This is a genomic window from Verrucomicrobium sp. GAS474 (genome assembly GCF_900105685.1).
GTDB lineage: Bacteria > Verrucomicrobiota > Verrucomicrobiia > Methylacidiphilales > GAS474 > GAS474.
In genome coordinates this window covers 2,818,121-2,840,674 of the sequence record NZ_LT629781.1, presented here as the reverse complement: position 1 = coordinate 2,840,674, position 22,554 = coordinate 2,818,121, and the positions used below count along the sequence as shown (strand labels likewise).

Genomic DNA, 22,554 nt, shown 5'->3' with positions numbered 1-22,554 from the left:
AACCCATTCCCATGAGTACCAGCACCAGCACTACATCGAAGGTCAAGATTCTCCTGGTCGACGACGAGCCCTCCAACCTCCTCTCCATGGAAGCCGCGCTGGAGTGCCTGGGTCAGGAACTCGTCAAGGCGAACTCGGGCGAGGAGGCCCTCTCCCGCCTCCTGCGGGACGACTACGCCGTCGTCCTCCTCGACGGCCACATGCCGGGCATCGACGGCTTCGAGACGGCGGAGCTGATCCGCCAGCGCCCCCGTTCCCGCCACACGCCGATCATCTTCGTCACCGGTTCCTTCGTCTCCGAGGAGATGATGTTCAAGGGCTATTCGAGCGGCGCCGTCGACTACATCATCAAGCCGGTCATCACCGGCATCCTCCGCGCCAAGGTCGAGGTCTTCATCGAACTCGCCCGCATCCGTCACCAGCTGGAGGCCGAGGTCGACGACAAGATCCGCGTCGCCGCGAAGGTCAGCAAGCTGAACCTCGAGCTGGAGAAGAAGAACCGGGAGCTCCGGGTCGCCAACTCGAGCCTCGAGTCGTTCAGCTACTCCGTCTCCCACGACCTCCGCGCGCCCCTCTCCCACATCACCGGCTACATCGGCCTCGTCGAGCGGTATAAACCCCAGCTCAGCGAGGAGCTCCAGGATTACCTCGAGAAAGTGAAGAAATCGGCGATCCGGATGCGGGAGCTGATCCACTCGATGCTGAACTACGCCCGCTCCGGCCACGTCGCGATGAGCGAGGAGCCGATCGACCTCGATGTCCTCATCGCCGACATCGTCCGGGAAGACCTCCGCACCGAGGACCGGCGGATCGAGTGGACCATCGCGAAGCTCCCCGAGGTGAAGGGCGATCCCACCCTCCTCCGCCAGGTCTTCAGCAACCTCCTCTCGAACGCCGTGAAATACACCGGCCTCCGGCCCGTCGCGAAGATCGAGGTCGGCTGGAACGAGAGCCAGAACGGCAACGACCGGATCTTCTTCGTCAGGGACAACGGGGCGGGCTTCGACATGAAGTACGTCAACCAGCTCTTCGGCGTCTTCCAGCGGCTCCACTCCGACGACCAGTTCGAGGGCAACGGCGTCGGCCTGGCCACCGTCCGCGCCATCGTCGAGAACCACGGCGGGAAGACGTGGGCCGAGGGGAAGGAAGACGAGGGCAGCGTCTTCTCCTTCTCCCTACCGAAATGAGTCTCGCCACTTCCTCCTTCGCGCCCCACGAAGCCCTGGCGGCCGCCCTCCTCCCCCATATCGACGGGGCGGGCGACGGGGCGCACGACCTCGCCCATCTCGTCCGGGTCTGGAAAAACGCCTTCCTCATCCACGCCGAGGAAGGAGGCGAGGCCGAGGTGCTGGCGGCGGCGACGCTCCTCCACGATTGCGTGACGGTCGAGAAAAGCTCCCCCCTCCGCTCCCAAGCCTCGCGCCTCGCGGCGGAGCGGGCCGCCGCGGTCCTGGGCTCCCTCGGTTGGCCTGCCGAGCGGGTCGAGGCCGTACGGCACGCCGTCGAGGCGCACAGCTTCACGGCGGCCCTCGCGCCCCGGACGCTCGAGGCGAAGATCCTCCAGGATGCCGACCGCCTCGACGCCATCGGGATGATCGGCGTCGCCCGCTGCTTTTACACCGCCGGGCGGATGGCCAGCGCCCTCTACGATCCCGCCGATCCCCGCGCCCGGCATCGCCCCCGGGACGACCGCCGCTTCGCCCTCGACCACTTCGAGGAAAAGCTCCTGAAGCTCGCCTCCGGCTTCCAGACCTCCGCCGGAGCCCGGATGGCCGCGACCCGGCAGGACCGGCTCCGCCGCTTCATGGAGGAATTCCTCGACGAGGTCGACCTCTCCTGAGCTTCGCCCCGGAGCCCCCTGCGGAAAGGGGGGTTGCCAAATCGATCTCTTGGGCTAACTAGAAAAGGTGCATCCATTGGCAAGGGTATCGGTATCGGATCAGGCGGCGCGGGGCGTTTCGCTGCTCCGGCTGGCTTGCGCCCTCCTCCTGGCCCTCCCCCTCCTGCTCGGGACGGGCTGCTCGAAGAAATCGAAGTATGCCCCCGTCGGCATCGTGACCGACAAGCACGGCGCCTATGCCAAGGCCCTCCAGGACGCCCTGGCCACCGCCTCCCCCAACCTCCCCGCCAGCGACCTGATCGACGACCTCGACCTTCCCTCCCTTCCCGACGACCGCCTTTCGGCCTACCTCGTCGACCAGGCCACCGCCCGGATCGCCGAAGGGAACCTCCTCGTCATCGCCGTCGCCACCCAGGGCGGCAAGGACCACCCCCTCCTCCTCGTCCGCAGCAAGGCGAAGAAATACTACCTGGCCGAGAGCGGCTCCATCGTCAGCCTCCTCCTCCTCCGGGAAAACATCGACAAGGTCTGGATCCTCGACAAGCCGGAGTACTACCCCGCCGGTTCGCTGAAAACCAAGGAAGGGGAGGTCCCCCCGGCCCGCGTCATCATGAACGATCCCGACGCCCTCGCCGCGCTCCTCGCCGCCCTCTCCCCCGCCCTCGCCCTGCCGCCGAAGAAGCAGACCAACGATTACGGCACCCCCGTCAAGACCCCCGATCTCCTCCCCTTCAACACCCCCCACACCGCCGGCCAGACCGTGAGCGGGGAAATCCTCTTCATCGATTCCGAGGGCAATATCGTGACGAACATCCCGAAGGGCGTCGCCACATGGCTGAAGGAGGGAACCCTGCTCCGGATCCTCTACGGGAAGGAACGGATCCATGCCCCCCTCGTCGCCACGCCGAACGAAGTCCCCATCGGCCGTTACGCCGCGATTTACTCCCCCGAAGGCAAGCTCCTCATCATCGTGAACAAGGGATCGGCGGCGCGCCTGCTCAAGGCCCACCTCGGCGATACGTTCACGCTCGAGCCCTAAAGCAAAAGCTCAAGCCCTGGGCAAACTACGCGCCGCGCAGGTCGGCCAGCGCGGGGGCGATCCACTCCGCCACTTCGACCGCGCCGAGTCCTTCCTCGGCCCCGCGCGACCGTACGGCCAGATCGGCGGCCCGGCCATGGAGCCAGACGGCCAGCGAGGCCGCCTCCCGCAACGCCAGCCCCCGGCCCGCCTGCGCCGCGATCATCCCGGCGAGGAGATCGCCGCTCCCCCCCGCCGCCAGCCCGGGATTGCCCGTCGTGTTGAGCCGCGCCGGAGCACCGGGGGCCGCCACCACGGTGCGGACTCCCTTCAGGACGAGGACGACGCCGTGCTCCTCGGCAAAACCGACCGCCACCGCTTCCCGCTCCGCCTCGGCGCAGGGGCGACCGAGGAGCCGCTCCATCTCGCCCGGGTGGGGGGTCAGGATCGCCCGGCCCCGGCAGGCGTCGAGGAGGGTCCGGTCCTGCGCCGCGAGCGTCAGGGCATCGGCATCGAGGACCAGCGGCACCGTCGTCTCGGCCAAAATACGGCGGAGCAGTTCCGAGGCGTCATAATCGGTTCCGAGGCCCGGCCCCACGACGAGGACCGACATCCTTCCCAGCAGCCCCGTGAAATCGGCCCCGTCGCCCGCCGCCACGACCATCGCTTCGAGCGGTGCCCGAAGGGAGACCGTCGCAAGGGCCTCCTTCCGCGTCGCGATATGAAGGAGCCCCGCGCCGGAGCGGAGCGCACCCAGGGAGGAGAGAACAGGCGCGCCGGTCATTCCGCGCGATCCGCCGACGATCAGGATGCGGCCATAGGTCCCCTTATGGGACCGGGCGGCGCGGCGCGGCACCAGCGGGAGGAGGAGCGGGGGCGTCAAGGCCTCGGCCCGATCCGATGCCGCCCTCTCTTCCTCTTCCTGCCCTTCAAAGATCGGAACGGCGATGATCCGTCCCACCGCATTGGCGGCGGCCTCGGCGAAGAGCGGCTCCTTGCCGAAGCCGAGCGTCAGCGTCACGTCGGCGATCAGGGCCTCCTCCTTCTCCGCCAGGCGATGCGCCCCGGTCGGCCCGTCGATGGCCGCGACCCGGAAGAAACGTCCGTTCCGTTCCCGGTTCACGAGAGAGACGATCTCCCCGAGGACCGGCGAGAGGCCTCCCCTCGCCCCGATGCCGAGGAGGGCGTCGATCACGAGGCCCTGCGCTCCGGGCCACGGGATCGGTTGTCGAGAAGGCTCGGTCAGGGAAAAAACGGGAACGGCGGGAAAAGCCGTCCGCAACCATGTCAACTTCGCGGCACAGAGGGGGGTGGCGGCGGCGGGCTCGAAGGCCAGGCCGACGGCGACGCGCCAGCCCGCTTCGGCCAGGCGGCGGGCGACGGCGAGGCCGTCCCCGCCGTTGTTCCCCTTCCCGATCAGGCAAAGGACGTCCCGGGCGGCGGGAAATTCCCGAGCGAGCGCCGCGACGATGCCCTCCGCCGCCCGTTCCATCAGGGTGTCGGCGGAGGTTCCGGAGGCGATGATCCGGTTCTCGATTGCTCGGACTTCTTCGTTCGTGAGGATCTTCAAGGTGGCGTCAACCTACCACAGCCCCCTTACAAGCGACAGATCAGGAGTTCCCGCTCGAAGATCATCTCCTTCGGCAGATGGTCCTGGAGCTTCAGGAAGAGCTCGCCGTGGCCGAGGGTCTGCTGGCGCCAGGAATCGTGGTCGATCTCCATCGCCTCCTCGAACTTCTTCTGGGGGAAATCGAGGCCGGTGAAGTCGATGTCGCCGTAGCGCGGCATCCAGCCGATCGGCGATTCGGCGCCCCAGGCCTGACCGCGGCAGCGGCCGACGATCCACTTGAGGACGCGCATGTTCTCGCCGAAGCCGGGCCAGAGGAATTTCCCGTCGTCGCCCTTGCGGAACCAGTTCACGTGGAATATCCGGGGCGGCTGCGGCACCCGCTTGCCCATCTTCAGCCAATGGCGGAAGTAATCGCCCATGTGATAGCCGCAGAACGGAAGCATCGCCATCGGGTCATGCCGCATCTGGCCGGTGGCGCCGACGGCGGCCGCCGTCGTCTCTGAGCCCATCGTCGCCCCGAGGTAGACGCCGTAGCTCCAGTTGAAGGCCTGGAAGACGAGGGGCAGGTCCTTGCTCCGCCGTCCGCCGAAGACGAAGGCCGAGATCGGGACGCCGGCCGGATCTTCCCAGGCCGAATCGATGCAGGGGCACTGCGAGGCCGGGGCGGTGAAGCGGGAATTGGGATGGGCCGCCTTGCGCCCGCAATCGGGGGTCCATTCCTTGCCCTGCCAGTCGGTCAGCTTCGGCGGGGGCGTGTCGGTCATCCCCTCCCACCAGACGTCGCCGTCGGGCGTCAGGGCGACGTTCGTGAAGATCGCATTGGCCTTCATCGAGGCCATCGCGTTCGCATTCGATTGTTCCGAGGTGCCGGGGGCGACGCCGAAGAAGCCCGCCTCGGGATTGATCGCGCGGAGCTGCCCCTCGGCGTCGGGCTTGATCCAGGCGATGTCGTCGCCGACCGTCGTCACCTTCCACCCCTTGAAGGCCGGGGGCGGGATGATCATCGCGAAGTTCGTCTTGCCGCAGGCGCTCGGGAAGGCCGCCGCGATGTAGGTCTTCTCCCCCGCGGGCGATTCGACGCCGAGGATCAGCATGTGCTCGGCCATCCATCCCTCGTCGCGCGCCATCACGGAGGCGATGCGGAGCGCGAGGCATTTCTTCCCCAGCAGCGCGTTGCCGCCGTAGCCGCTGCCGAAGGACCAGATCGTCCGTTTCTCCGGGAAGTGGACGATGTACTTCTCCTTGTTGCACGGCCAGGGCACGTCCTTCTCCCCGGCGGCGAGCGGCTTCCCGACCGAGTGGACGCACGGGACGTAACGGCCCCGGTCGCCGAGCTCGGCGAGGACCGCCGTCCCCATCCGGGCCATGATCTTCATGCTGACGACGACGTAGGGGGAGTCGGTCAGCTCGACGCCGATGATCGAAAGCGGGGAGCCGAGCGGCCCCATGCAGAACGGGACGACGTACATCGTCCGTCCCTTCATGCAACCGGCGTAGAGCTCCTCCATCTTCGCCCGCATTTCCTGTGGATTCATCCAGTTGTTCGTCGGGCCGGCGTCGTCGCGGACGCGGCTGCAGATGAAGGTCCGGTCCTCGACCCGGGCGACGTCGTCGGGATCGGAGAGGGCGAGGTAGCTGTTGGGCCGCTTTTCCGCGTTGAGCCGCTTGAACGTCCCCGCGTCGACCATCTCCTGGCAGAGGCGGTCGTACTCCTCCTTGCTCCCGTCGCACCAGACGATGCGGTCGGGCGTCAGATGCTCGGCGACGGTTTCGATCCAGCGGAGAAGTCTCCGATGGGAGGTCGGAGGAACGGCGGGGTGCGTCGGGATGGGGGTGCTCATGAAGAGGGGTGGGAGGTAAAAAAGAAGCGGAACCGGATCCGGGGACCTCGGTCAGCCGCTCCGCTTCATTATTTGCTCCGAAGACGCCCCGGGCAACCCCAACTTTTACTTATTTCAGGCCTTTTTAAGGGGCCGACTCGATCTTGATGAGATGCCGGACCGGAGCGATGCACCCGACGGCGTCCTTGAAGAGCGTCTCATCCTGTTCCAGGGCCGCCGCCTTGAGATCATCGAACGTCGAGTCGTGCCGGGGGGCGACCTTCTTGAAAGAGGTCAGGCCGTGAAAGAATCCCTTTACGAGGGGGACTTCGTTGGACTGCTGGATCTTCACCGCGTTGTGGACCTTCTGAAAGGCCGCGCTCAGCGGCGTCTGCCCGATGAAGGCGGCCGCAAGGTTCACTCCCTTTTCGAGGTCGGCGGCAGGGAAGACCTGGGAGACCGAGACCGAGCCGTCCGGGCTACTCCAGGTCACCTTCGCCTTGTCTCCCTTGAATCCCTTCACGACGAGGAGGTAGCGGTTCAGGTCTTCGTTGAACGTCGTGAAGGCGACGATCGCGGCGGGGGTGCTCTCGACGGCCTTCGGATCGCCCTCGAAGAAGAAGGGGAGGCGGGTGCTCTCGACCTCGACCGTGCCGTCCTTCACCGAGACAATCTTCTGCCCAGGGGTCCCCTCCCCCTTGCCCGAGGCGAGGTCGACGGTGATCGTTCCGATCGCCCCGTCGCAGCCGAGGCCCTTCAGGATCGCCCCCGCCATGAGGAGGTGGCCGTTCGGGCCGGGATGGACGCCGTCGCCGCCCGCAAAGACATAGGCGTCGCCGAGGGCCGCCTTCGCCTTCCCCATCGCCTCCATCATCGGTCCATGGACATCGGCGAAGTTGACCCCCTCCTTCTGGGAGACATCGAGGGCGGCATCGCTCAATTGGCGGAGGTTCTCATTGTAATCGGCCGCCGAGACCGAGCGCTTGAACGTCGTCGAATCGACGACGCCGGGCGTCCCCAGAACGATCGATCGGACGCCGTTCTTCTTGAGGTCGGCAACCGTATCGGTCAGCCCCTTCCGGTAGGTTTCGACGATATCGGGCTTCACCGGGACGTATCCGCCGTCGTTCATCCCGTAGCAGGTCGTGACGACGGTCGGCTTGAAGGGATAGAGATCGCTCTGGAGCCGGGAGAGGAAGCCGCCGACCCGTTCCCCGCCCCAGCCCAGCTGGACGATCCGCTGCCCCGGCGTCGGCTGGCAGAGGAGGAGGTAGTCCTCGACGAAGACCGAATAGATCTGCTGCTCGGTGATCGAATCGCCGCAGATGGCCACCACATCGTTCGGCTGGATCAGGAAGGCGGCCTGGGAAGCGGTGCCGAAACCGAGGGAAAAGAGGAGTGAAAGGAGGACGCGTTTCATCGAATTTCGATCATTGACCCAAAAAAAGGGGATGACAAGGGCGTTCCCAAGTCATCCCCCAGGGACGGTCTTAAGCCTAAGCCCAGGCCGGGGCTTAGCCTAGATCCACCAGCTGGACGCGGACGATGTCCTTATCCGCCTCGATTTCCTTCAACGCCTCGGCCGAGGGGAAGCTGTCGAGGCTGAGGATGCTCAGCGCCCGGTCGCCCTTGTCGGCGCGGGCCAGGGCCATGTTGCCGATGTTGACCTTGTGCTTGCCGAGGATCGTCCCGATCCAGCCGACGATGCCGGGGCGGTCGATGTTCTCCATGAGGAAGAGGAGGCCGGAGGGGATGAATTCGAGCGAGTAGCCGCCGAGGGAGACGATCCGGGCCTTGTTCCCGTAGAAGGTCGCCGCGATCTCGAGCTTCGTCTCGCCCGAGAGGGCCTCGACGGTGATCAGGTCGGTGAAGTCGCCCGGCTGGGAGAGCTTCGTCTCGACGATCTCGATGCCGAGGTTCTTCGCCAGCATCGGCGCGTTGACCTCGTTGACGTCGCTCCCCGACGACTTGCGGAGGATCCCCTTCAGGACGGCGCGGGTCACCGGCGTGGTGTCGAACTCGCGGACCTTGCCGCTGTAATTGATGCGGAGGCTGTCGAGGCGGCTCGGGGCGAGCTGGCTGACGAGGAGGCCGAGCTTCGTCCCGAGGTCGAGGTAGGGCTTCAGGAGGGCCGCCGTCCGTCCGTCGACGTTCGGCATGTTCACCGCGTTGCGGATCGCGCCGTCGACGAGGGCGTCGCGGAGGATCTCGGCGACCTCGATGCCGACGTTCTCCTGCGCCTCGGTCGTCGAGGCGGCGAGGTGGGGCGTGAGGACGACGTTCGGGAGGCTGCGGAGGGGGAAGTCGGCGGGCGGGGGTTCCTGCTCGTAGACGTCGAGGGCGGCCCCGGCGACGTGGCCCGACTTCAGCGCCTCGTAGAGGTCGGCCTCGTTGATGAGGCCGCCGCGGGCGCAATTGATGATGCGGACGCCCTTCTTGCACTTCGCCAGGCGCTCCTTGTTGATCAGTCCCTGCGTCTCGGGGGTCAGCGGGGTGTGGATCGTGATGAAGTCGGCGACGTCGAAGAGCGGGTCGAGCTGGTCGACGAGCTCGACCTGGAGGCTCTTCGCCCGGGCGGCGGAGAGATAGGGATCAAAGCAGACCACCCGCATCCCGAAAGCGATCGCGCGGCGGGCGAACTCGCCCCCGATCCGCCCCATCCCGATGATGCCGAGGGTCTTACCGCAAACCTCAGTCCCCTCGAACGTCTTCCGGTCCCACCGTCCCGCAACCATCGAGGCGTGGGCCTGCGGAATCTGGCGAGCCAGCGAGAGCATCAGGGAGAACGAGTGTTCCGCCGTCGAGATCGTGTTCCCGCCCGGGGTGTTCATGACGATGACGCCCCGTTCGGTCGCGGCGGCGACGTCGACGTTGTCGACACCGACCCCGGCGCGGCCGACGATCTTCAGCTTCGTCGCGGCGGCGATGACCTTCTTGGAGATCTTCGTCTGGCTGCGGACCAGGATCGCGTCGTATTCGGCGACGATCTGGAGGAGTTCGTCCTCCTTCAGCCCCGTTTTCACGTCGACCTTGAAGAGGGAATTGCTGGAAAGGAGCTCGATACCCTTGGTCGAAATCGAATCGGCGACGAGAACGCGGAACAGATCACTCATAGAGGGGGTCGAAAGTAGATATTCGTCCCCGTCTCGGCAACAACCGAATCACGATTCGCCCCGCTTCTGATTTTTATATTTAAATACGTGTAAAGTTTCCTGCAAAAAGACCGATCTCTTTTTCGTTGCAATTTGAAAGCATCAACCTAAAAAAGTAAAAACCTCGGCGCTTCCGTTTCACCACGGAATGCGGGGGCGGTTTTTACAATTTTTTTTCTTAATTACACTCATCCGTTTCCGTCCAAAAAGAGTATGAACAGTGATTTGCTGCAAAAGGTCGTGAAAAGCCAGAAATACCAGATTCTGGCCGAGATCAAGCGCAGCCAAGGCCTCTCGGTCGCCGAGCTCTGCAAACGGGTGAACCTCTCCTACATGGGGGTGAAGCAGCACTGCATCTCCCTCGAAAAGGACGGCTACCTCGACACGTGGCGCCGTCCGAAGGGTATGGGACGGCCCGAGAAGGCCTACCGCCTCACCCCCCGCGCCCAGGACTTCTTCCCGAACGAGTTCACCAATCTCACCTGCCGCCTCCTCGAGAGCATCGGTGAGGTCTACGGTCCCGCCGCCCCCGAGAAGATCCTCTACCAGATCTATCAGACGCAGACGGAAAGCATGCGGGCGAAGATGGTCGGCACCTCCCTCGAGGAAAAGACCCGCGCCTTCGCAGCCCTCCGCGAGGCCGAAGGCTACATGGCCGAATATTACTTCGACACCGAGGCCCGCCGCCATCAGGTGATCGAGTTCCACTCCCCTCTCCTCCCCCTCCTCGATCATCATCCGATCATCAAGGAGATGGAAGAACGCCTCTTCGAGGCCGTCTTGGAGACCCGCGTGATCCGCAACGAAGAGCGGATTTCCGGCCTCTACAAGTGCACCTTCTCCCTTTTCCCCACCGAGTAATCGGCCGGAGAAAAGCGTCCCACCCCCTGTCCGAATCCCCCCACTCCCCCTAGCCATGCCCGTACTCGTCGTTGGTTCCGTCGGTATCGACCACATCAAAACCCAGACCGAAGACCATCCCGAGCTCCTCGGCGGCTCGGCCAGCTATGCGGCCGTCTCGGCTAGCTTCTACGCCCCCGTCCGCCTCGTCGGCGTCGTCGGGAACGACTTCCCCCCCCAGCACCGCGCCCTCTACGAGGCGAAGAAGATCGACCTCGAGGGGCTCGAAGTCGCCGACGGCGAGACCTTCCGCTGGACCGGCCAATACGAGGCCGACATGAACAACCGGAAGACCCTCTCCCTCGCCCTGAACGTCTTCGAGCACTTCTCCCCGAAGATCCCCGCCTCCTACAAGAGCACCGACTTCGTCCTCCTGGCGAACATCGCCCCCGCCCTCCAATCCCAGGTCCTCGACCAGATCGAGAAGCCGAAATTCGTCGTCGCCGATACGATGGACCTCTGGATCGAGATCGCCCGCCCCGACCTCCTCGCCCTCCTGAAGCGGATCGACCTCCTCGTCCTGAACGACAGCGAGGCGAAGGCCCTCACCGAGGAAGGGACCGCGATCCAGGCGGGCAAGAAGCTCCTCACCTGGGGTCCCAAGTTCGTCATCGTGAAGAAGGGCGAGCACGGCGCGATCCTCTTCTCCAAGGAAAAGCTCTTCGTCCTCCCCGCCTTCCCCCTCGACACCGTCTTCGACCCGACCGGGGCCGGGGATTGCTTCGTCGGCGCCCTCGTCGGCTATTGCGCCAGCAAGGGGGATGCCTCCTTCGCCACGCTGAAGGAAGCCCTCGTCCACGCAACCCTTGTCGCCTCGTTCAATGTCGAGGCGTTCAGCCTTCGCCGCCTGGAAAAGTTGACCAAGGCGGAGATTGAGGCTCGCGCGGTGGAGTTCAAGGAAGCGGCGGGGTTGGCTTAAAGGGGACGGCCGCTTTGGTTTGGAGGGCTTGGGCCGGGAAAAGCGCGGCCTTAGCGTCGTCTTCTCGGAATGCCCTTCGGGGCTGGCGCATTCCACCTTGTACAGCTGGATGTAATCCGTTTTATAGCCACAGAGGGGCTTGCCCCTCCGTGACCTCCTGTTCTGAGGGCCTGAACTAGGCGGGCGCGTTTCCCCCTGCGCCTCGTCTTCTCACTGGATTAAAATCGGATGCTTACGGTACGCCCGAGGGTACGTATTGAAGGGGTAGACGGCACCCATGCGCCCTGATTCCTATCGGGAGAGGAGCGCTTCGCTACTTCTTCTTCTCCGCCGCTCCTGAGAACGGGGAGGAAAAGAGGACGCCCGAGACCAATCCATCCTTCACGGCCATCCGGAAGAGGAGATCGGAGCGGGTGCCGGGGGCACTGATCTTCCAGAAGTGGACGTCGTGGCCCTCGTGGCGCAGCGGTCCCATGTAGGTGCATCCCGCTTCGGAGGAGCGGAGATAGGAGCCCAGGCTTTCCGAGACGGTCTCGAAGTGGGCCTGCGGGATCGCCGCTTTCACGTGCTCGTTCACCACCGAGCACCATAGCGCGTAATCCTTCGTTTCGGTCGCCTTCAGGATCGTTCCCGAAAGGGCGAAGATCGGATCGGCGGCGGGGGAGTCGTTCGTTTCCATGCTCAGCTCAGGCGAGGAGGCCCTTCATCCCGACGCGGGACTTGAGGTCGCGGCAATAGGCCTCGATGTCGGCGTCCGCCCCGGCCTGCAGGATGCCCGAGACGACGACGACCCGGTCGGCCCCGGCGGCGAGGACCTCGTCGAGGTTCTCCCGCTTGATCCCGCCGATGCAAAAGCGGGGGATCGCCACCCGGGCCGCGACCTCGCCGATCAGGCCGAGGCCGACGGGAACGTAATCGGGCTTCGTCGGCGTCGCGAAGAGCGGGCCGACGCCGATGTAATCGGCCCCCTCCCCTGCGGCGGCGACGGCCTGCTCGACGCTATGGCTCGATTTGCCGACGATCTGATCGGGCAGGATCCGGGCGCGGATCTCGGGGACAAGGCCGTCGTCCTGGCCGATGTGGACGCCGTCGACCTCGGCGTCGCGGGCCGCCTCGGGGTCGTCGTTGACGATGAAGAGGGTGTCGGTCCCCTGGAAAATCGGGCGGAGGAGCCGGGCCCAGGCGGTGATTTCCTCGTGGCTCCGGCCCTTGGCGCGGAGCTGGATGAGATCGACGCCGCCCCGGATCATCGCCTCCCCGACCGGGACCAGTCGATCCGGGGAGAGGTAGCCGAGGTCGAGAATGCCGTAAAGGCGGGCTTTCTGGAGGCGGATGCGCCGCTGCAGGAGGAGGTCAGACATGGCTGTCTGAAACCCTACTCCTTCTTCGCCGCGCCGCCAACGCCGGCGGAGAAATGGCTCTCGATGAAGTGGGTCGAGTAATCGCCCTTCTGGAAGTCGCCGTGCCGGAGGATTTCGGAAGCCAGGGGGATCGTCGTCTTCACCCCGCGGATCGAGAACTCGCCGAGGGCGCGGAGGGCGCGGTCGATCGCCGTCTTCCGGTCGGGGCCGGTGACGATCAGCTTGCCGATCATCGAGTCGTAATAGGGCGGGATCACATACCCGGCGTAGGCGTGGGTATCGAGGCGGACGCCGATGCCGCCGGGGGCGAACATCGACTCGATCTTGCCCGGAGAGGGGCGGAAGTTGTCGTAGGGGTCCTCGGCGTTGATCCGGATCTCGATGGCGTGGCGGAGGGGCTTCACGTCGTCGTATTCCTTGCCGAGGGGGAGACCGGCGGCGATCTCGATCTGCTTCCGGACGAGGTCGATGCCGTAGACCTCCTCGGTCACCGGATGCTCGACCTGGATCCGGGTGTTCATCTCCATGAAGTAGAAGTTCCCGGCGTGGTCGACGAGGTATTCGATCGTCCCGGCGTTCTCGTACTGGACGGCCTCGGCCAGCTTCACGCTCGCCTTGCCCATCTTCTTGCGGAGGTCGGCGTTGACGATGGCGGAGGGGGCCTCCTCGATCAGCTTCTGGTTGCGGCGCTGGATGGAGCAATCGCGCTCGCCGAGGTGGATGACCTTGCCGAAGCGGTCGGCCAGGACCTGGAATTCGATGTGGTGGGGCTGCTCGATCAGCTTCTCGACGTAGAGGCCGCCGTTGCCGAAGGCCTTCTCGGCCTCCATCTTCGCGGCGTGGAAGCCCTGGATGAGGCTGACGTCGTTGTGGGCCCGGCGCATGCCGCGTCCGCCGCCGCCGGCGACGGCCTTGATCATGACCGGGTAGCCGATCTTCTTGGCGACCTTGAGGGCCTCCTGCTCGGTGTCGACGAGGCCGTCGCTGCCGGGGGTGATCGGGACGCCGGCCTTGCGGGCCGTCTCGCGGGCGACGGCCTTGTCCCCCATCGAACGGATGGCGGAGGGCTTCGGCCCGATGAACTTGATGTTGCAGCTCTCGCAGACCTCGGCGAAGTGGGCGTTCTCGGCGAGGAAGCCGTAGCCGGGATGGATAGCGTCGACGTCGCCGATCTCGGCGGCCCCGATGATCCGCTCGATCTTCAGGTAGCTCTCGTTGCTGGCGGCCTTGCCGATGCAGATGGCCTCGTCGGCCAGGCGGACGTGGGGGGAGTTCTTGTCGGCCTCGGAATAGACCGCGAGGGTCTTGACCCCGAGGTCGCGGCAGGCACGGATGATCCGGAGGGCGATTTCCCCCCGGTTCGCAATGAGAATCTTGTTAAACATTTGGGAAGGCGGATCAAAACCCAAGACCGATGGCGCAAAAGGCGGCGAGGAAGCGTGGGGAACGCTTACTTCGCCCGGACCGCGAAGAGAGGCTTGTTGAAGTCGACCGGCTTGCCGTTTTCGGCGAGGACTTCGGTGATCGTGCCACGGATCTCCGCCTTGATCTCATTCATGACTTTCATGGCTTCGATGATGCAAACCACGGTATCTTCGGTGACTTCCTGTCCGACGGTGACGTAGGGAGCCGAATCGGGCGAGGGAGAGTGGTAGAAGGTGCCGACCATCGGGGAGACGATCTCCTTGGCATCGGCCGCGGGGGCGGCGGGAGCCGCCGGGGCCGGGGCGGCTACGGGAGCCGCAATGGCGGGAGCGGCCTGAGGTTGGGCAAAAACGGCGCCGACGGGGGCGTTATAGGTCGAAATCTCGTGAATTTCCCCCTTTTTGATCCGAATTTTGAAATCCTGCTTTTCGAGTTCAAATTCGAGGAGGCTGTTTTTCGTCATCAAATCGATGACGGCTTTGATTTCCTTCAAGTCCATTAAACGTATCCTTGTTTGAGGCTGCTGCGGGCTGTTCGGGTTCACGTTAGGGGGGGGCGGGGGCAAAGGTCAACCCTTTCCTGTAGCTAAAAAAACCGCCTAAAAAGGGCTGAAAACCGGGGTAAATCATAAAAAAACGGGGTGAAAACGGGAAAATCGCGCTTTCCCCCTCTTTTTGAGATATAAGGAAGAACGATGTCCTCCCTCTTCCCGATTTTCCAGGAAAAGCGTTCCCGCCGGGGCCGCCTGCTCCCCGCCCTCCTCCTCGCGACCCTCGCCGGGATCGGCTTCATCCTCTTCTGCCTTTCCGCGATTCTCGCCGATATCGCAATGACGATTCCGCCGGTCTCCCATTCGGGATGGACCCCGGCGATGGCCGGTCTCGGGTACGAGGAACGGGAGGCGACGGCCTCCGACGGGGTCCGGCTGGCCGGTTGGTTCATCGCCCCGGACGAACGGGCGCAGGGACGCAACCTGCCGACGGTGGTGATCGTCCACGGGCTCGGCGCGGGCAAGGAATTCATGGTGAATTATATCCTGCTCGCCCATCAGCAGGGGTATCCCGTCCTGGCGATCGACCTCCGGGGCCATGGGGCGAGCGCCCCCGGCCTGACGACGCTCGGCTACCGGGAGCCGCTCGATATCGTCGCCTGGGCACGGACGCTGCGGGCGGCGGGAACGACCCGCGTGATCTTCTGGGGGACCTCCCTTGGGGCGGTCACCTCCCTTCGCGGTGCGGCGGCGGTCGAGAAGGCCGCATCCGATCCCGTCTCCGGCCTGCAGGGTCTCTCCGTCGCCGGGGTGATCGCCGACGCCCCCTTCGATACCCTCCCCCATTCGATCGCGAATCACGGCCGGATCTTCTTTCACCTCCCCTATTTCCCCCTGGTCCCCCTGACCGAATGGCAGATTCACCGGAAATTCGGCTTCGCAACCTCCGAGGTCGATTCCCTGGCCGCCGTACGGCATCTCCACGCGCCGGTCCTGATCCTGGCGGCCGAACTCGATCAACGGATGCCCCGGCCCGAAGTCCACGCGATCTACGAGGCGGCGGCCGAACCGAAGGAATTTTACCTGATCCCGGGGGAGACCCACGAGACGCGGCGCTTCGCCCCCGCATTCCGCGAACGGATCACGGCGTTTTTGGCGCGGTACTCGACGGGGCAGCCGACGGGACCGGTGCCGACGGCTCCGGAGCAGGCCCGCTAGCGTCGGTTTTCGGGACGACGACGGGACCGTATTTCTTCGTGAGATGGCGGTCGAGTTCCCGGTCGTAAGCCTCGGGCGCGGGGCTCTTCCCCTTTTTCTTCTCGGCGATGAACCGTTTGTGGAGCCGGAGCCGTTCCCGGAGGTAGTCGTCGGTGAAGGCGTCGTGCTTCTCCGGGGGGACGGCGAGGCCGATCTTCACGGCATGCTCCAGGGCCCGTTTCTCAGTCTGCTTCCGCATCGCCGCCATCCGGCCCAGGAAGGCCGACTGCTCTTCCAGGGTCATCTTCTTGAAGGACGGCCACTTGGAGAGCTCCTTCCAGAGCTTGTCCTTCGGCAGGAGGAGGAGTTCGGCCATCCGTTCCCGGACTTCGGGAGGCTGCTGCGGCTGGCCTCCTTCCTGAAGCTCGCCGCCCTGGACCTGTACCCGTTCCTGCGCGAGGAGGGGGTAGATCGAGAGGAGGGAAAGGAGGACGATCAGGGCGCGGACCATGAAACCCCTTCGACGACGAGCGGAACGGAAGCCCCATCAACATTGGCCTGGGCCGTCCCCTTCCCTCCCTGCGCGATGGCGTCGAGGGCGGCGAAGGTGACCTGATCCTCTTCCGAGACCGTCTTCGCATGCTCCCCGATGCCGAGGAGGAGAATGAAGAGCGCGACCAACCCGGAGGGGATCAGGACGCGAGCCCAATGCTGGCGGCGCATCCGGCGTTCGGCCTGCTCCGACTCCTCCCGGCGGATGCGGGCGAGCACCGAGGTGGCGAACCAGGCCGAGGGCTCGGGCGTGGCCGCGCCTCCGCGAATGCGGATGGCGGCGAGGAGCGCCGGGGGCACGGGATCCCGTTCCACCGCTCCGGGGTGGGAGGAGAGGAAGGAGGTCAGGAAAGAGAGGAAATGCCGTTTCATCGCGCTGAAGCCGTCGGTCTATTTCGATTAAACACCTTGTTTCTCAAAAAGTTTCGATCAAAAAGCCCCATCGAAGAGGTCGCCCGCCGCCTCCCCCAGGGAAGCCTTCAGGGCTTCGCGGGCGCGGAAGAGGAGCGACTTGGTCGCGCCGAGGGAGGTTTCGAGGATGGCGGCAATCTCCTCGTAGGGGAGATCCTCGTGGGCCTTCAGCAGGATCGCCATCCGCTGGTTCTCCGGAAGGGCGGCGATGGCGCGGTCGAGCTTCCCACGGAATTCCTTCCCCGCCAGGAGGCTCGCCGGATCGCGCTGCCTCGGGTCGAAGAGATCGGGCTCCGACGGCTCCTCCTCACCTTCCCTCGGCTGGAAGAGCTTCGTCTCGACTGTCCGGAGGCGGGAGAGGCGGCGGCTCTCGTTGAAAACCAGATGGCGGACGATGGTGAGGAGCCAGGTGTTGAACTTCGCCTCGGGCCGGTAGCGGGGGGCCGCCTGCCAGACACGGACGAAGACCCGCTGCGCCACGTCCTCCGCCTCGAAGGGATCGCCCAGCATCCGCAGCACCGTGCCGTGGACGAGGCGCTGGTGCCGCTCCATCAGCAGCCGGAAGGCCCCCTCGTCGCCCTTCGCGACGGCCTCCATGAGCTGATGATCGGTCAATTCCATTGCGATTTCGGTCCGACGATCTTATTTAGGTACCGTCGCGAAAACCATCCCGAACCTCATGCCCCCCTATATCTTCCTCGACCATCAGGCGGGAGCCCCCCTTTCCGAGGGGGTCCGGGCGGCGATGCTTCCCTTTTTGAACGAACCGGCCAACCCGGCGAGCCACCATCGCGGAGGCGTCCGGGCCCGCGAGGCCCTCGACCTGGCGCGGCGCGAGGTGGCAACGCTGATCGGAGCCGCCTCGCCCGAGGAGATCGTCTTCACCGCCTCCGGCACCGAGAGCGTGAACCTGGCCCTCCTCGGCTATGCCCGGGCCAATCGAGACAAGGGAACCCATCTCCTCCTCGGAGCGACCGAACATCGCGCCGTCCTCCGCACGGCGGCCGCCCTCGAGCGGGAAGGCTTCACCGTCACCCTCGTCCCCGTCGATGCCGCAGGCCTTCTCTCCGCCGACACCTTCCTTGCCGCCGCCCGGGCCGGGACGATCCTCGCCGCCGTCCATTGGGCGAACCACGAGATCGGAACGATCGAGCCGATCGCCGAGCTCGCCTCCCGCTGCGCCGAGCGGAGCATTGCCTTCTTCACCGACGCCGGGGCGGCGGCGGGCTCGATCCCGATCGACGTGGCCGCCGCGCCGGTCTCCCTCCTCTCCTTAAGCGCCCATCGCTTCGGCGGGCCGCAGGGCGCGGGGGCGCTCTATCGCCGTCGGGGAATCGCCCTGGAACCGCTCCTCCACGGCGGGGAACAGGAGGGAGGCCTCCGCGCGGGGACCGAGAATCTCCCCGCCATCGTCGGCATGGGGGCCGCCGCGGCCGAGGTCACCGCAGCCCTTCCCTCCCGGCAGGAAACGCTGGGCCGCTGCCAACGCCTCCTGCTCGACACCCTCCGCGCCACAATCCCCGGCCTTCTCCTCAACGGTCCCGAGCCCGGGCCGCTGCGGAACGCCGCCAATCTCAACGTCGGCATCCCCGGCCTCGACGGCGAGGCCCTCGTCCTCCTTTGCGACATGCGGGGCCTCGCGCTCTCCAGCGGGGCGCTCTGCGTGAGCCGCGAGGAGCGGAGTTCCCACGTCCTCGCCGCCCTCGGGCTGCCGCCGGAGCGGAGCCGCTCCAATGTCCTCTTCACCCTCGGGGCGGGAACGACCGGGGAGGAGATCGCCGCCGCCTGCGCCATCGTCTCCAAGGCCGCTGAAAAACTGCGCGCGACGTAAAACGCGCAGGCCTCTTCGTCCGCGAAACCGGATCAATTCAGGCGAACTCGAAAGAAGCTTCGGCCCGGGCACGAAAAAACCCGGACAGCAAGCTGTCCGGGTTTTCGTCAAACTTGGAAAGAATCCAAGATCGAAGAGAAGAACTAGAGGCTCTTCTTGAAGCCGCTGCCGACGGAGAACTTCACCGTCTTGGAGGCCTTGATCTTGATCTTCTCGCCCGTCTTCGGGTTGATGCCCGTGCGAGCCTTGCGATTGGCAACCTTGAAGGTGCCGAAACCGATCAGCTGGACGCCGCCCGACTTCTTGACCCCGACCTTGATGCTTTCGATGACGGCCTCGACGGCGCGCTCAGCGGCGGCCTTCGTGGTTTCCTTGCCGAGGGCCTTCTGGACCTGGGCGACCAATTCTGCGCGATTCAAACTCATGGTTTGTTTTTACTCCTTTTTGGTTTTGCTTGGCCCTCCGCCCCTTATGCAGTGGGCGTCGAGCCGCTATTCGGTAGTTACAGTGCGGGGGAAAACCGTCAACTTCAAAAGTGATTTTTTGAAAAAAAGAAATTCCGCGGAACCCTGTAAAATCAGGCCTCCGCGGGGATCGGGGCCCGTCGCTCCGCGTCGATTCGCGCCGGCTTTTACGAGCCGAAGGTCCCCTCGATCGCGAGCGTCGCGCGCTCCACGGCGAGGTTCTGGTCGACATTCTGCAGGAGGCTGGCGTTGAGCTCCTCGAGGGCGCGGACCGATCGGAAGGCCGTGGAATCAAGGGTCGAAGCCTCCCCCTCGACGACGGCCCCGCGCCAGGCCTCGTGCTCGAGCGCGGCGATGAGGCGGCGGCGGGCGAGGAGATACTCGCCCTCGATCGCCGCCTTCATCATTTCCTCCGCCTCGTCGGAATCGTCGTCGGCCTCGCGCGCGGCGGCCTTCGCCGCGCTCTCGATTTCGTCGCGGAGTTCCTGGCAGCGCGTCGAAAAAAGCGCGGCGCGGAAATACGCGCGGAGCGATCCGGGAGCCTGCCCCCCCGCATGGAACCACTCGCCGGCGAAGGCGGGGAAGCGCGGATCGTCCTGCGCGCGGTCGGTGACGGGCAGGCGGATGCAGCGCGAAAGGATCGTCGGGAGGACGGCCTGCGCCTCCGCCGTGGTGAGGAGGAGGAGCGTGCCGGGCTGGGGCTCCTCCAGCGTCTTGAGGAAGGCGTTGGCCGCGTCGGCGCTGCCGAGGCACATCCGCTCGACCTCGCAGAGGAGGGCGACCTTGTATCCCCCGCGGTAGGCCTTGAGATGGAGCGCCTTTTCGAGGTCGCGGATCTGCTCGATGCGGATGCGGCGGGACTTCGACTCCGGCTGGAGGAGATGGAAGTCGGGATGAAGATCGGGCGTCTCCCCGGCGGGGAGGCCGAGGACGGCGGCGGCGACGCGGAGGCCGAGTTCCTTCAGGCCGTTCCGGTCGTCGCCGGTCAGGAGGTAGGCGTGGGCGAGGCGGCCATCGGCGCGGGCCCGGTTGAGCCGGGCGAGGACTTCGTCAGGCGGGAAAGGCATGGAGGAAATGGGTCCAGATGATCTCGGCGACGGTGCCGGGATCGGCGTCGGCGTTGATCCGCTTGATCCGGTCGGGTTCCGACTCGGCCAGCGTGACGAAGCCCTCGCGGACGATGTCGAAGAACTCGGGCTCCTCGTCCTCGATCCGGTCCCGGGTGGCGCGGTGGGCCATCCGTTCCGCCGCCTTCGCGGGAGAGACCTCGAGGAGGAGGGTGAGGCCGGGGACGAGATCGCCGGTGGCGAAGAGGTTCAGCGTGCTGATGAACTCGATGGGGAGCTCGCGGGCGATCCCCTGGTAGACGAAGGTCGAGTCGGTGAAGCGGTCGCAGAGGACCCAGGCCCCTTCCTTCAGCGCGGGGGCGATGACCTTCGTGACGAGCTCGGCCCGGCTCGCGGAGAAGAGGAGGAGCTCAGTGGCGTCGGTCATCCCCTTCCCTTCGGGGGCGTCCTTCAGGAGGTGGCGGATCTTTTCGCCGAGCGGGGTGCCGCCCGGCTCGCGGGTGACGAGGACGGTCTCGCCGCGCGTTTCGAGCTTTTCCTTGAGGAGGCTGATCTGGGTCGTCTTGCCGCAACCCTCGGAGCCCTCGAACGTGATGAGCCGGTTCATGCGTCTTCCTTATTTTTTGACCAATTCCTGCCCCTTGGCCGAATCGCGGACCGACCAGCCGAGGCGGGCGAGCTCGTCGCGGACGGCGTCGCTTTTCTTCCAGTCCTTCGCGGCGCGGGCGGCGAGGCGCTCCTCCCCGAGGGCCGCGATTTCCGGGGGGATCTCGGTCTTGAGGATGCCGAGGCCGAGGACGGCGTCGATCTTTTCCCAGATGGCGGGAAGATCGGGGAGCGGCTTCTTCTGGTCCATGAGGTTGTTGGTCTCGCGAATGAAATCGAAGAGGTGGCCGAGGGCGCCGGAGATGTTCAGGTCGTCGGCCAGGGCGGCGGAGAAGGCGTCGAGGAAGGCCTTCCCGTCGGGATGGGTGACCATGAAGCGTTCCGGCGACTCGGCCTTCCAGCGGACGATCCAGTTGTCGACCCTCGTGAGCGCGGTGCTGGCGGCCTCGAGCTCGGCCCAGGTGAAGTTGAGCGACTGGCGGTAGTGGGTCTTCACCAGGACGTAGCGGAGCTGGCGGCCGGTGAAGCCCTTCGCCTCGACGTCGCGGACGGTGAAGAGGTTCCCGAGCGACTTCGACATCTTCTGGGAATCGACGAGGAGGTGGGCGCTGTGGCCCCAGCACCGGGCGAAGGGGCGGCCCGTCGCGCCCTCGCTCTGGGCGATCTCGTTCTCGTGATGGGGGAAGAGGAGGTCGATCCCGCCGCAATGGAGGTCGAGTTCCTCGCCGAGGTAGCGCATCGCCATGGCGGAGCACTCGATGTGCCAGCCGGGGCGGCCCTTCCCCCAGGGGGATTCCCAGGCGACGTCGCCGTCGTCCTCGGTCCACGCCTTCCAGAGGGCGAAGTCGCCGAGGGTCTCCTTCTCGTACTCGTCCTGGGCGACGCGGGCACCGGGCTTCAGCCCCTCCTTATCGAGGTGGGAGAGCTTCCCGTAATCGGGCAGGGCGGCGACGCGGAAGTAGACGGAGCCGCTGTCCGCGCCGTTCCCGGAGACGTAGGCGAGGCCCTTCCCGATCAGCTTCCCGATGAGGGCGACCATCTCCGGGATGTGGTCGGTGGCCCGGGGCTGCTCGTCGTGGGGGGTGATGTTGAGGATCTCCATGTCCCGGCGGAACTCGGTGATATGGCGGTCGGTGAAGGCGCGGAGGCCTTCGCCCGCGGCGCGGGAACCCCGGATCGTCTTGTCGTCGACGTCGGTGAAGTTCATCACGCTGGTCACGGAGAAGCCGAAGTGGCGGAGGGTCCGCCGGAGGAGGTCGCCGTAGAGGAAGGAGCGGAAGTTCCCGATGTGGGCGTGGTTGTAGACCGTCGGCCCGCAGGAGTACATGCCGACGCGCTTCGCCTCGCGGGGCTGGAAGGCCTCGACCGTCCGGGTCAGGGAGTTGTAGAGCCGGAGGTCGGCGCTCATCGGGTCGGGTAAGAGTCCGCTTGAGGATTGGTTCAGGAAACCTTCGTCAGCGAGGCCACAGCCATCGCCGCGATCCCCTCGCCGCGTCCGACGAAGCCGAGGCGCTCGTTGGTCGTCGCCTTGATGCCGATCCGCTCGGCCTCGATGCCGAGGGCGGTCCCCATCGCCTCGCGCATCTGGGCGAGGAACGGCCCGATCTTCGGCGCTTCGGAGATGAGGGAGGAATCGATGTTCTCGATGACGAAGCCCTTTTCCTTGGCGATCCGGGCAATCTCGGTGAGGAAGACGGTGCTGCGGACGCCCCGCCAACGCTCGTCGCTGTTGGGGAAGTGGTGGCCGATGTCGAGGGAACCGATGGCACCGAGGATGGCGTCGGCGATCGCGTGGATCAGGACGTCGGCGTCGGAATGGCCGTCGAGGCCCCGGTCATAGGGGATCTCGACTCCTCCGAGGAAGAGCTTGCGCCCCGGGACAAGGGGATGGACGTCATAACCGATTCCGACACGTGACATAAGAGGGGAAG

The 22,554-nt window shown here is 65.7% G+C and carries 23 protein-coding genes; 7 read left to right on the top strand and 16 right to left on the bottom strand.

Annotated features, from left to right (window positions below):
- The first annotated feature begins 11 nt into the window (after positions 1 to 11).
- From BLU04_RS11935 to BLU04_RS11925, 3 genes are all read left to right on the top strand, one after another.
- Positions 12 to 1,187 carry an ATP-binding protein gene (locus tag BLU04_RS11935; protein ID WP_162274681.1) on the top strand — a complete coding sequence of 392 codons (1,176 nt, stop codon included), beginning with the start codon at positions 12 to 14 and terminating at the stop codon, positions 1,185 to 1,187.
- Positions 1,184 to 1,840, top strand: a complete 657-nt coding sequence (locus BLU04_RS11930; RefSeq protein ID WP_093286322.1) for an HD domain-containing protein — start codon at positions 1,184 to 1,186, stop codon at positions 1,838 to 1,840. The genes BLU04_RS11935 and BLU04_RS11930 overlap by 4 nt, the downstream gene beginning before the upstream one ends.
- A 67-nt stretch (positions 1,841 to 1,907) precedes the next feature.
- The gene (locus tag BLU04_RS11925) at positions 1,908 to 2,879 is read left to right on the top strand and encodes an SAM hydroxide adenosyltransferase (protein ID WP_093286319.1); all 972 of its coding nucleotides are present in this window, start codon (positions 1,908 to 1,910) and stop codon (positions 2,877 to 2,879) included.
- 25 nt (positions 2,880 to 2,904) lie between these two features.
- Here BLU04_RS11925 and BLU04_RS11920 read toward each other — a convergent pair whose 3' ends face one another.
- The 4 genes from BLU04_RS11920 to serA all read right to left on the bottom strand — a co-directional run bounded on the left by BLU04_RS11920 (position 2,905) and on the right by serA (position 9,361).
- Positions 2,905 to 4,428 (bottom strand): NAD(P)H-hydrate dehydratase, encoded by a 1,524-nt coding sequence (locus BLU04_RS11920; RefSeq protein WP_093286317.1) that lies wholly within the window; start codon positions 4,426 to 4,428, stop codon positions 2,905 to 2,907.
- 26 nt (positions 4,429 to 4,454) lie between these two features.
- Entirely contained in the window at positions 4,455 to 6,269 is a 1,815-nt protein-coding gene (locus BLU04_RS11915) for a phosphoenolpyruvate carboxykinase (GTP) (protein ID WP_093286314.1), read from the bottom strand.
- A gap of 124 nt (positions 6,270 to 6,393) precedes the next feature.
- Positions 6,394 to 7,668: an SGNH/GDSL hydrolase family protein gene (locus tag BLU04_RS11910; protein ID WP_093286311.1), complete on the bottom strand. Its 1,275-nt coding sequence runs from the start codon at positions 7,666 to 7,668 to the stop codon at positions 6,394 to 6,396.
- A gap of 94 nt (positions 7,669 to 7,762) precedes the next feature.
- Positions 7,763 to 9,361: a phosphoglycerate dehydrogenase gene (serA, locus tag BLU04_RS11905; protein WP_093286310.1), complete on the bottom strand. Its 1,599-nt coding sequence runs from the start codon at positions 9,359 to 9,361 to the stop codon at positions 7,763 to 7,765.
- Positions 9,362 to 9,613: 252 nt separating this feature from the next.
- Here serA and BLU04_RS11900 point away from each other — a divergent pair, with 252 nt between their 5' ends.
- Together BLU04_RS11900 and BLU04_RS11895 are read left to right on the top strand one after the other, a co-directional pair.
- Positions 9,614 to 10,261, top strand: coding sequence for a winged helix-turn-helix transcriptional regulator (locus tag BLU04_RS11900; RefSeq protein WP_093286307.1), 648 nt, complete (start codon positions 9,614 to 9,616; stop codon positions 10,259 to 10,261).
- 55 nt (positions 10,262 to 10,316) lie between these two features.
- Positions 10,317 to 11,219, top strand: coding sequence for a PfkB family carbohydrate kinase (locus tag BLU04_RS11895; RefSeq protein WP_093286305.1), 903 nt, complete (start codon positions 10,317 to 10,319; stop codon positions 11,217 to 11,219).
- A 313-nt stretch (positions 11,220 to 11,532) separates the two neighbouring features.
- Here BLU04_RS11895 and BLU04_RS11890 read toward each other — a convergent pair whose 3' ends face one another.
- From BLU04_RS11890 to accB, 4 genes are all read right to left on the bottom strand, one after another.
- Positions 11,533 to 11,898 (bottom strand): hypothetical protein, encoded by a 366-nt coding sequence (locus BLU04_RS11890; protein ID WP_093286302.1) that lies wholly within the window; start codon positions 11,896 to 11,898, stop codon positions 11,533 to 11,535.
- A 7-nt stretch (positions 11,899 to 11,905) separates the two neighbouring features.
- Positions 11,906 to 12,580, bottom strand: coding sequence for a thiamine phosphate synthase (thiE, locus tag BLU04_RS11885; RefSeq protein WP_093286300.1), 675 nt, complete (start codon positions 12,578 to 12,580; stop codon positions 11,906 to 11,908).
- Positions 12,581 to 12,594: 14 nt separating this feature from the next.
- Positions 12,595 to 13,965 (bottom strand): acetyl-CoA carboxylase biotin carboxylase subunit, encoded by a 1,371-nt coding sequence (gene accC, locus BLU04_RS11880; RefSeq protein WP_093286297.1) that lies wholly within the window; start codon positions 13,963 to 13,965, stop codon positions 12,595 to 12,597.
- Positions 13,966 to 14,030: 65 nt separating this feature from the next.
- Positions 14,031 to 14,549 (bottom strand): acetyl-CoA carboxylase biotin carboxyl carrier protein, encoded by a 519-nt coding sequence (gene accB / locus BLU04_RS11875; RefSeq protein WP_231964863.1) that lies wholly within the window; start codon positions 14,547 to 14,549, stop codon positions 14,031 to 14,033.
- A 150-nt stretch (positions 14,550 to 14,699) separates the two neighbouring features.
- Here accB and BLU04_RS11870 point away from each other — a divergent pair, with 150 nt between their 5' ends.
- Positions 14,700 to 15,713 (top strand): alpha/beta fold hydrolase, encoded by a 1,014-nt coding sequence (locus BLU04_RS11870; RefSeq protein ID WP_093286291.1) that lies wholly within the window; start codon positions 14,700 to 14,702, stop codon positions 15,711 to 15,713.
- Here BLU04_RS11870 and BLU04_RS11865 read toward each other — a convergent pair.
- From BLU04_RS11865 to BLU04_RS11855, 3 genes are read right to left on the bottom strand one after another with little or no spacing between them, the layout of a single operon-like run.
- Positions 15,637 to 16,203, bottom strand: a complete 567-nt coding sequence (locus BLU04_RS11865) for a hypothetical protein (protein ID WP_093286288.1) — start codon at positions 16,201 to 16,203, stop codon at positions 15,637 to 15,639. The genes BLU04_RS11870 and BLU04_RS11865 overlap by 77 nt on opposite strands.
- Complete coding sequence (locus tag BLU04_RS11860; RefSeq protein WP_093286285.1) at positions 16,188 to 16,616, bottom strand: hypothetical protein; 429 nt, start codon at positions 16,614 to 16,616, stop codon at positions 16,188 to 16,190. Before BLU04_RS11860 ends, BLU04_RS11865 begins: the two co-directional genes overlap by 16 nt.
- 57 nt (positions 16,617 to 16,673) lie before the next feature.
- Positions 16,674 to 17,276 carry a sigma-70 family RNA polymerase sigma factor gene (locus BLU04_RS11855; protein ID WP_093286282.1) on the bottom strand — a complete coding sequence of 201 codons (603 nt, stop codon included), beginning with the start codon at positions 17,274 to 17,276 and terminating at the stop codon, positions 16,674 to 16,676.
- A gap of 58 nt (positions 17,277 to 17,334) precedes the next feature.
- On the opposite strand from BLU04_RS11855, the gene BLU04_RS11850 reads away from it, so the two are divergent.
- Positions 17,335 to 18,486 carry a cysteine desulfurase family protein gene (locus tag BLU04_RS11850; protein ID WP_093286279.1) on the top strand — a complete coding sequence of 384 codons (1,152 nt, stop codon included), beginning with the start codon at positions 17,335 to 17,337 and terminating at the stop codon, positions 18,484 to 18,486.
- Between the two features lie 143 nt (positions 18,487 to 18,629).
- On the opposite strand, the gene BLU04_RS11845 is transcribed toward BLU04_RS11850, so the two are convergent.
- The 5 genes from BLU04_RS11845 to ispF all read right to left on the bottom strand — a co-directional run bounded on the left by BLU04_RS11845 (position 18,630) and on the right by ispF (position 22,543).
- Positions 18,630 to 18,905: an HU family DNA-binding protein gene (locus BLU04_RS11845; protein WP_093288640.1), complete on the bottom strand. Its 276-nt coding sequence runs from the start codon at positions 18,903 to 18,905 to the stop codon at positions 18,630 to 18,632.
- A gap of 212 nt (positions 18,906 to 19,117) precedes the next feature.
- A complete protein-coding gene (locus tag BLU04_RS11840; RefSeq protein ID WP_093286277.1) occupies positions 19,118 to 20,017 on the bottom strand; it encodes a hypothetical protein in 900 nt (299 codons plus the stop codon).
- Entirely contained in the window at positions 20,001 to 20,624 is a 624-nt protein-coding gene (tmk, locus tag BLU04_RS11835; RefSeq protein ID WP_093286274.1) for a dTMP kinase, read from the bottom strand. The genes BLU04_RS11840 and tmk overlap by 17 nt, the downstream gene beginning before the upstream one ends.
- 9 nt (positions 20,625 to 20,633) lie before the next feature.
- Positions 20,634 to 22,031: a cysteine--tRNA ligase gene (gene cysS, locus BLU04_RS11830; RefSeq protein WP_093286271.1), complete on the bottom strand. Its 1,398-nt coding sequence runs from the start codon at positions 22,029 to 22,031 to the stop codon at positions 20,634 to 20,636.
- 32 nt (positions 22,032 to 22,063) lie between these two features.
- Positions 22,064 to 22,543 (bottom strand): 2-C-methyl-D-erythritol 2,4-cyclodiphosphate synthase, encoded by a 480-nt coding sequence (gene ispF / locus BLU04_RS11825; protein WP_093286268.1) that lies wholly within the window; start codon positions 22,541 to 22,543, stop codon positions 22,064 to 22,066.
- Positions 22,544 to 22,554: the final 11 nt, after the last annotated feature.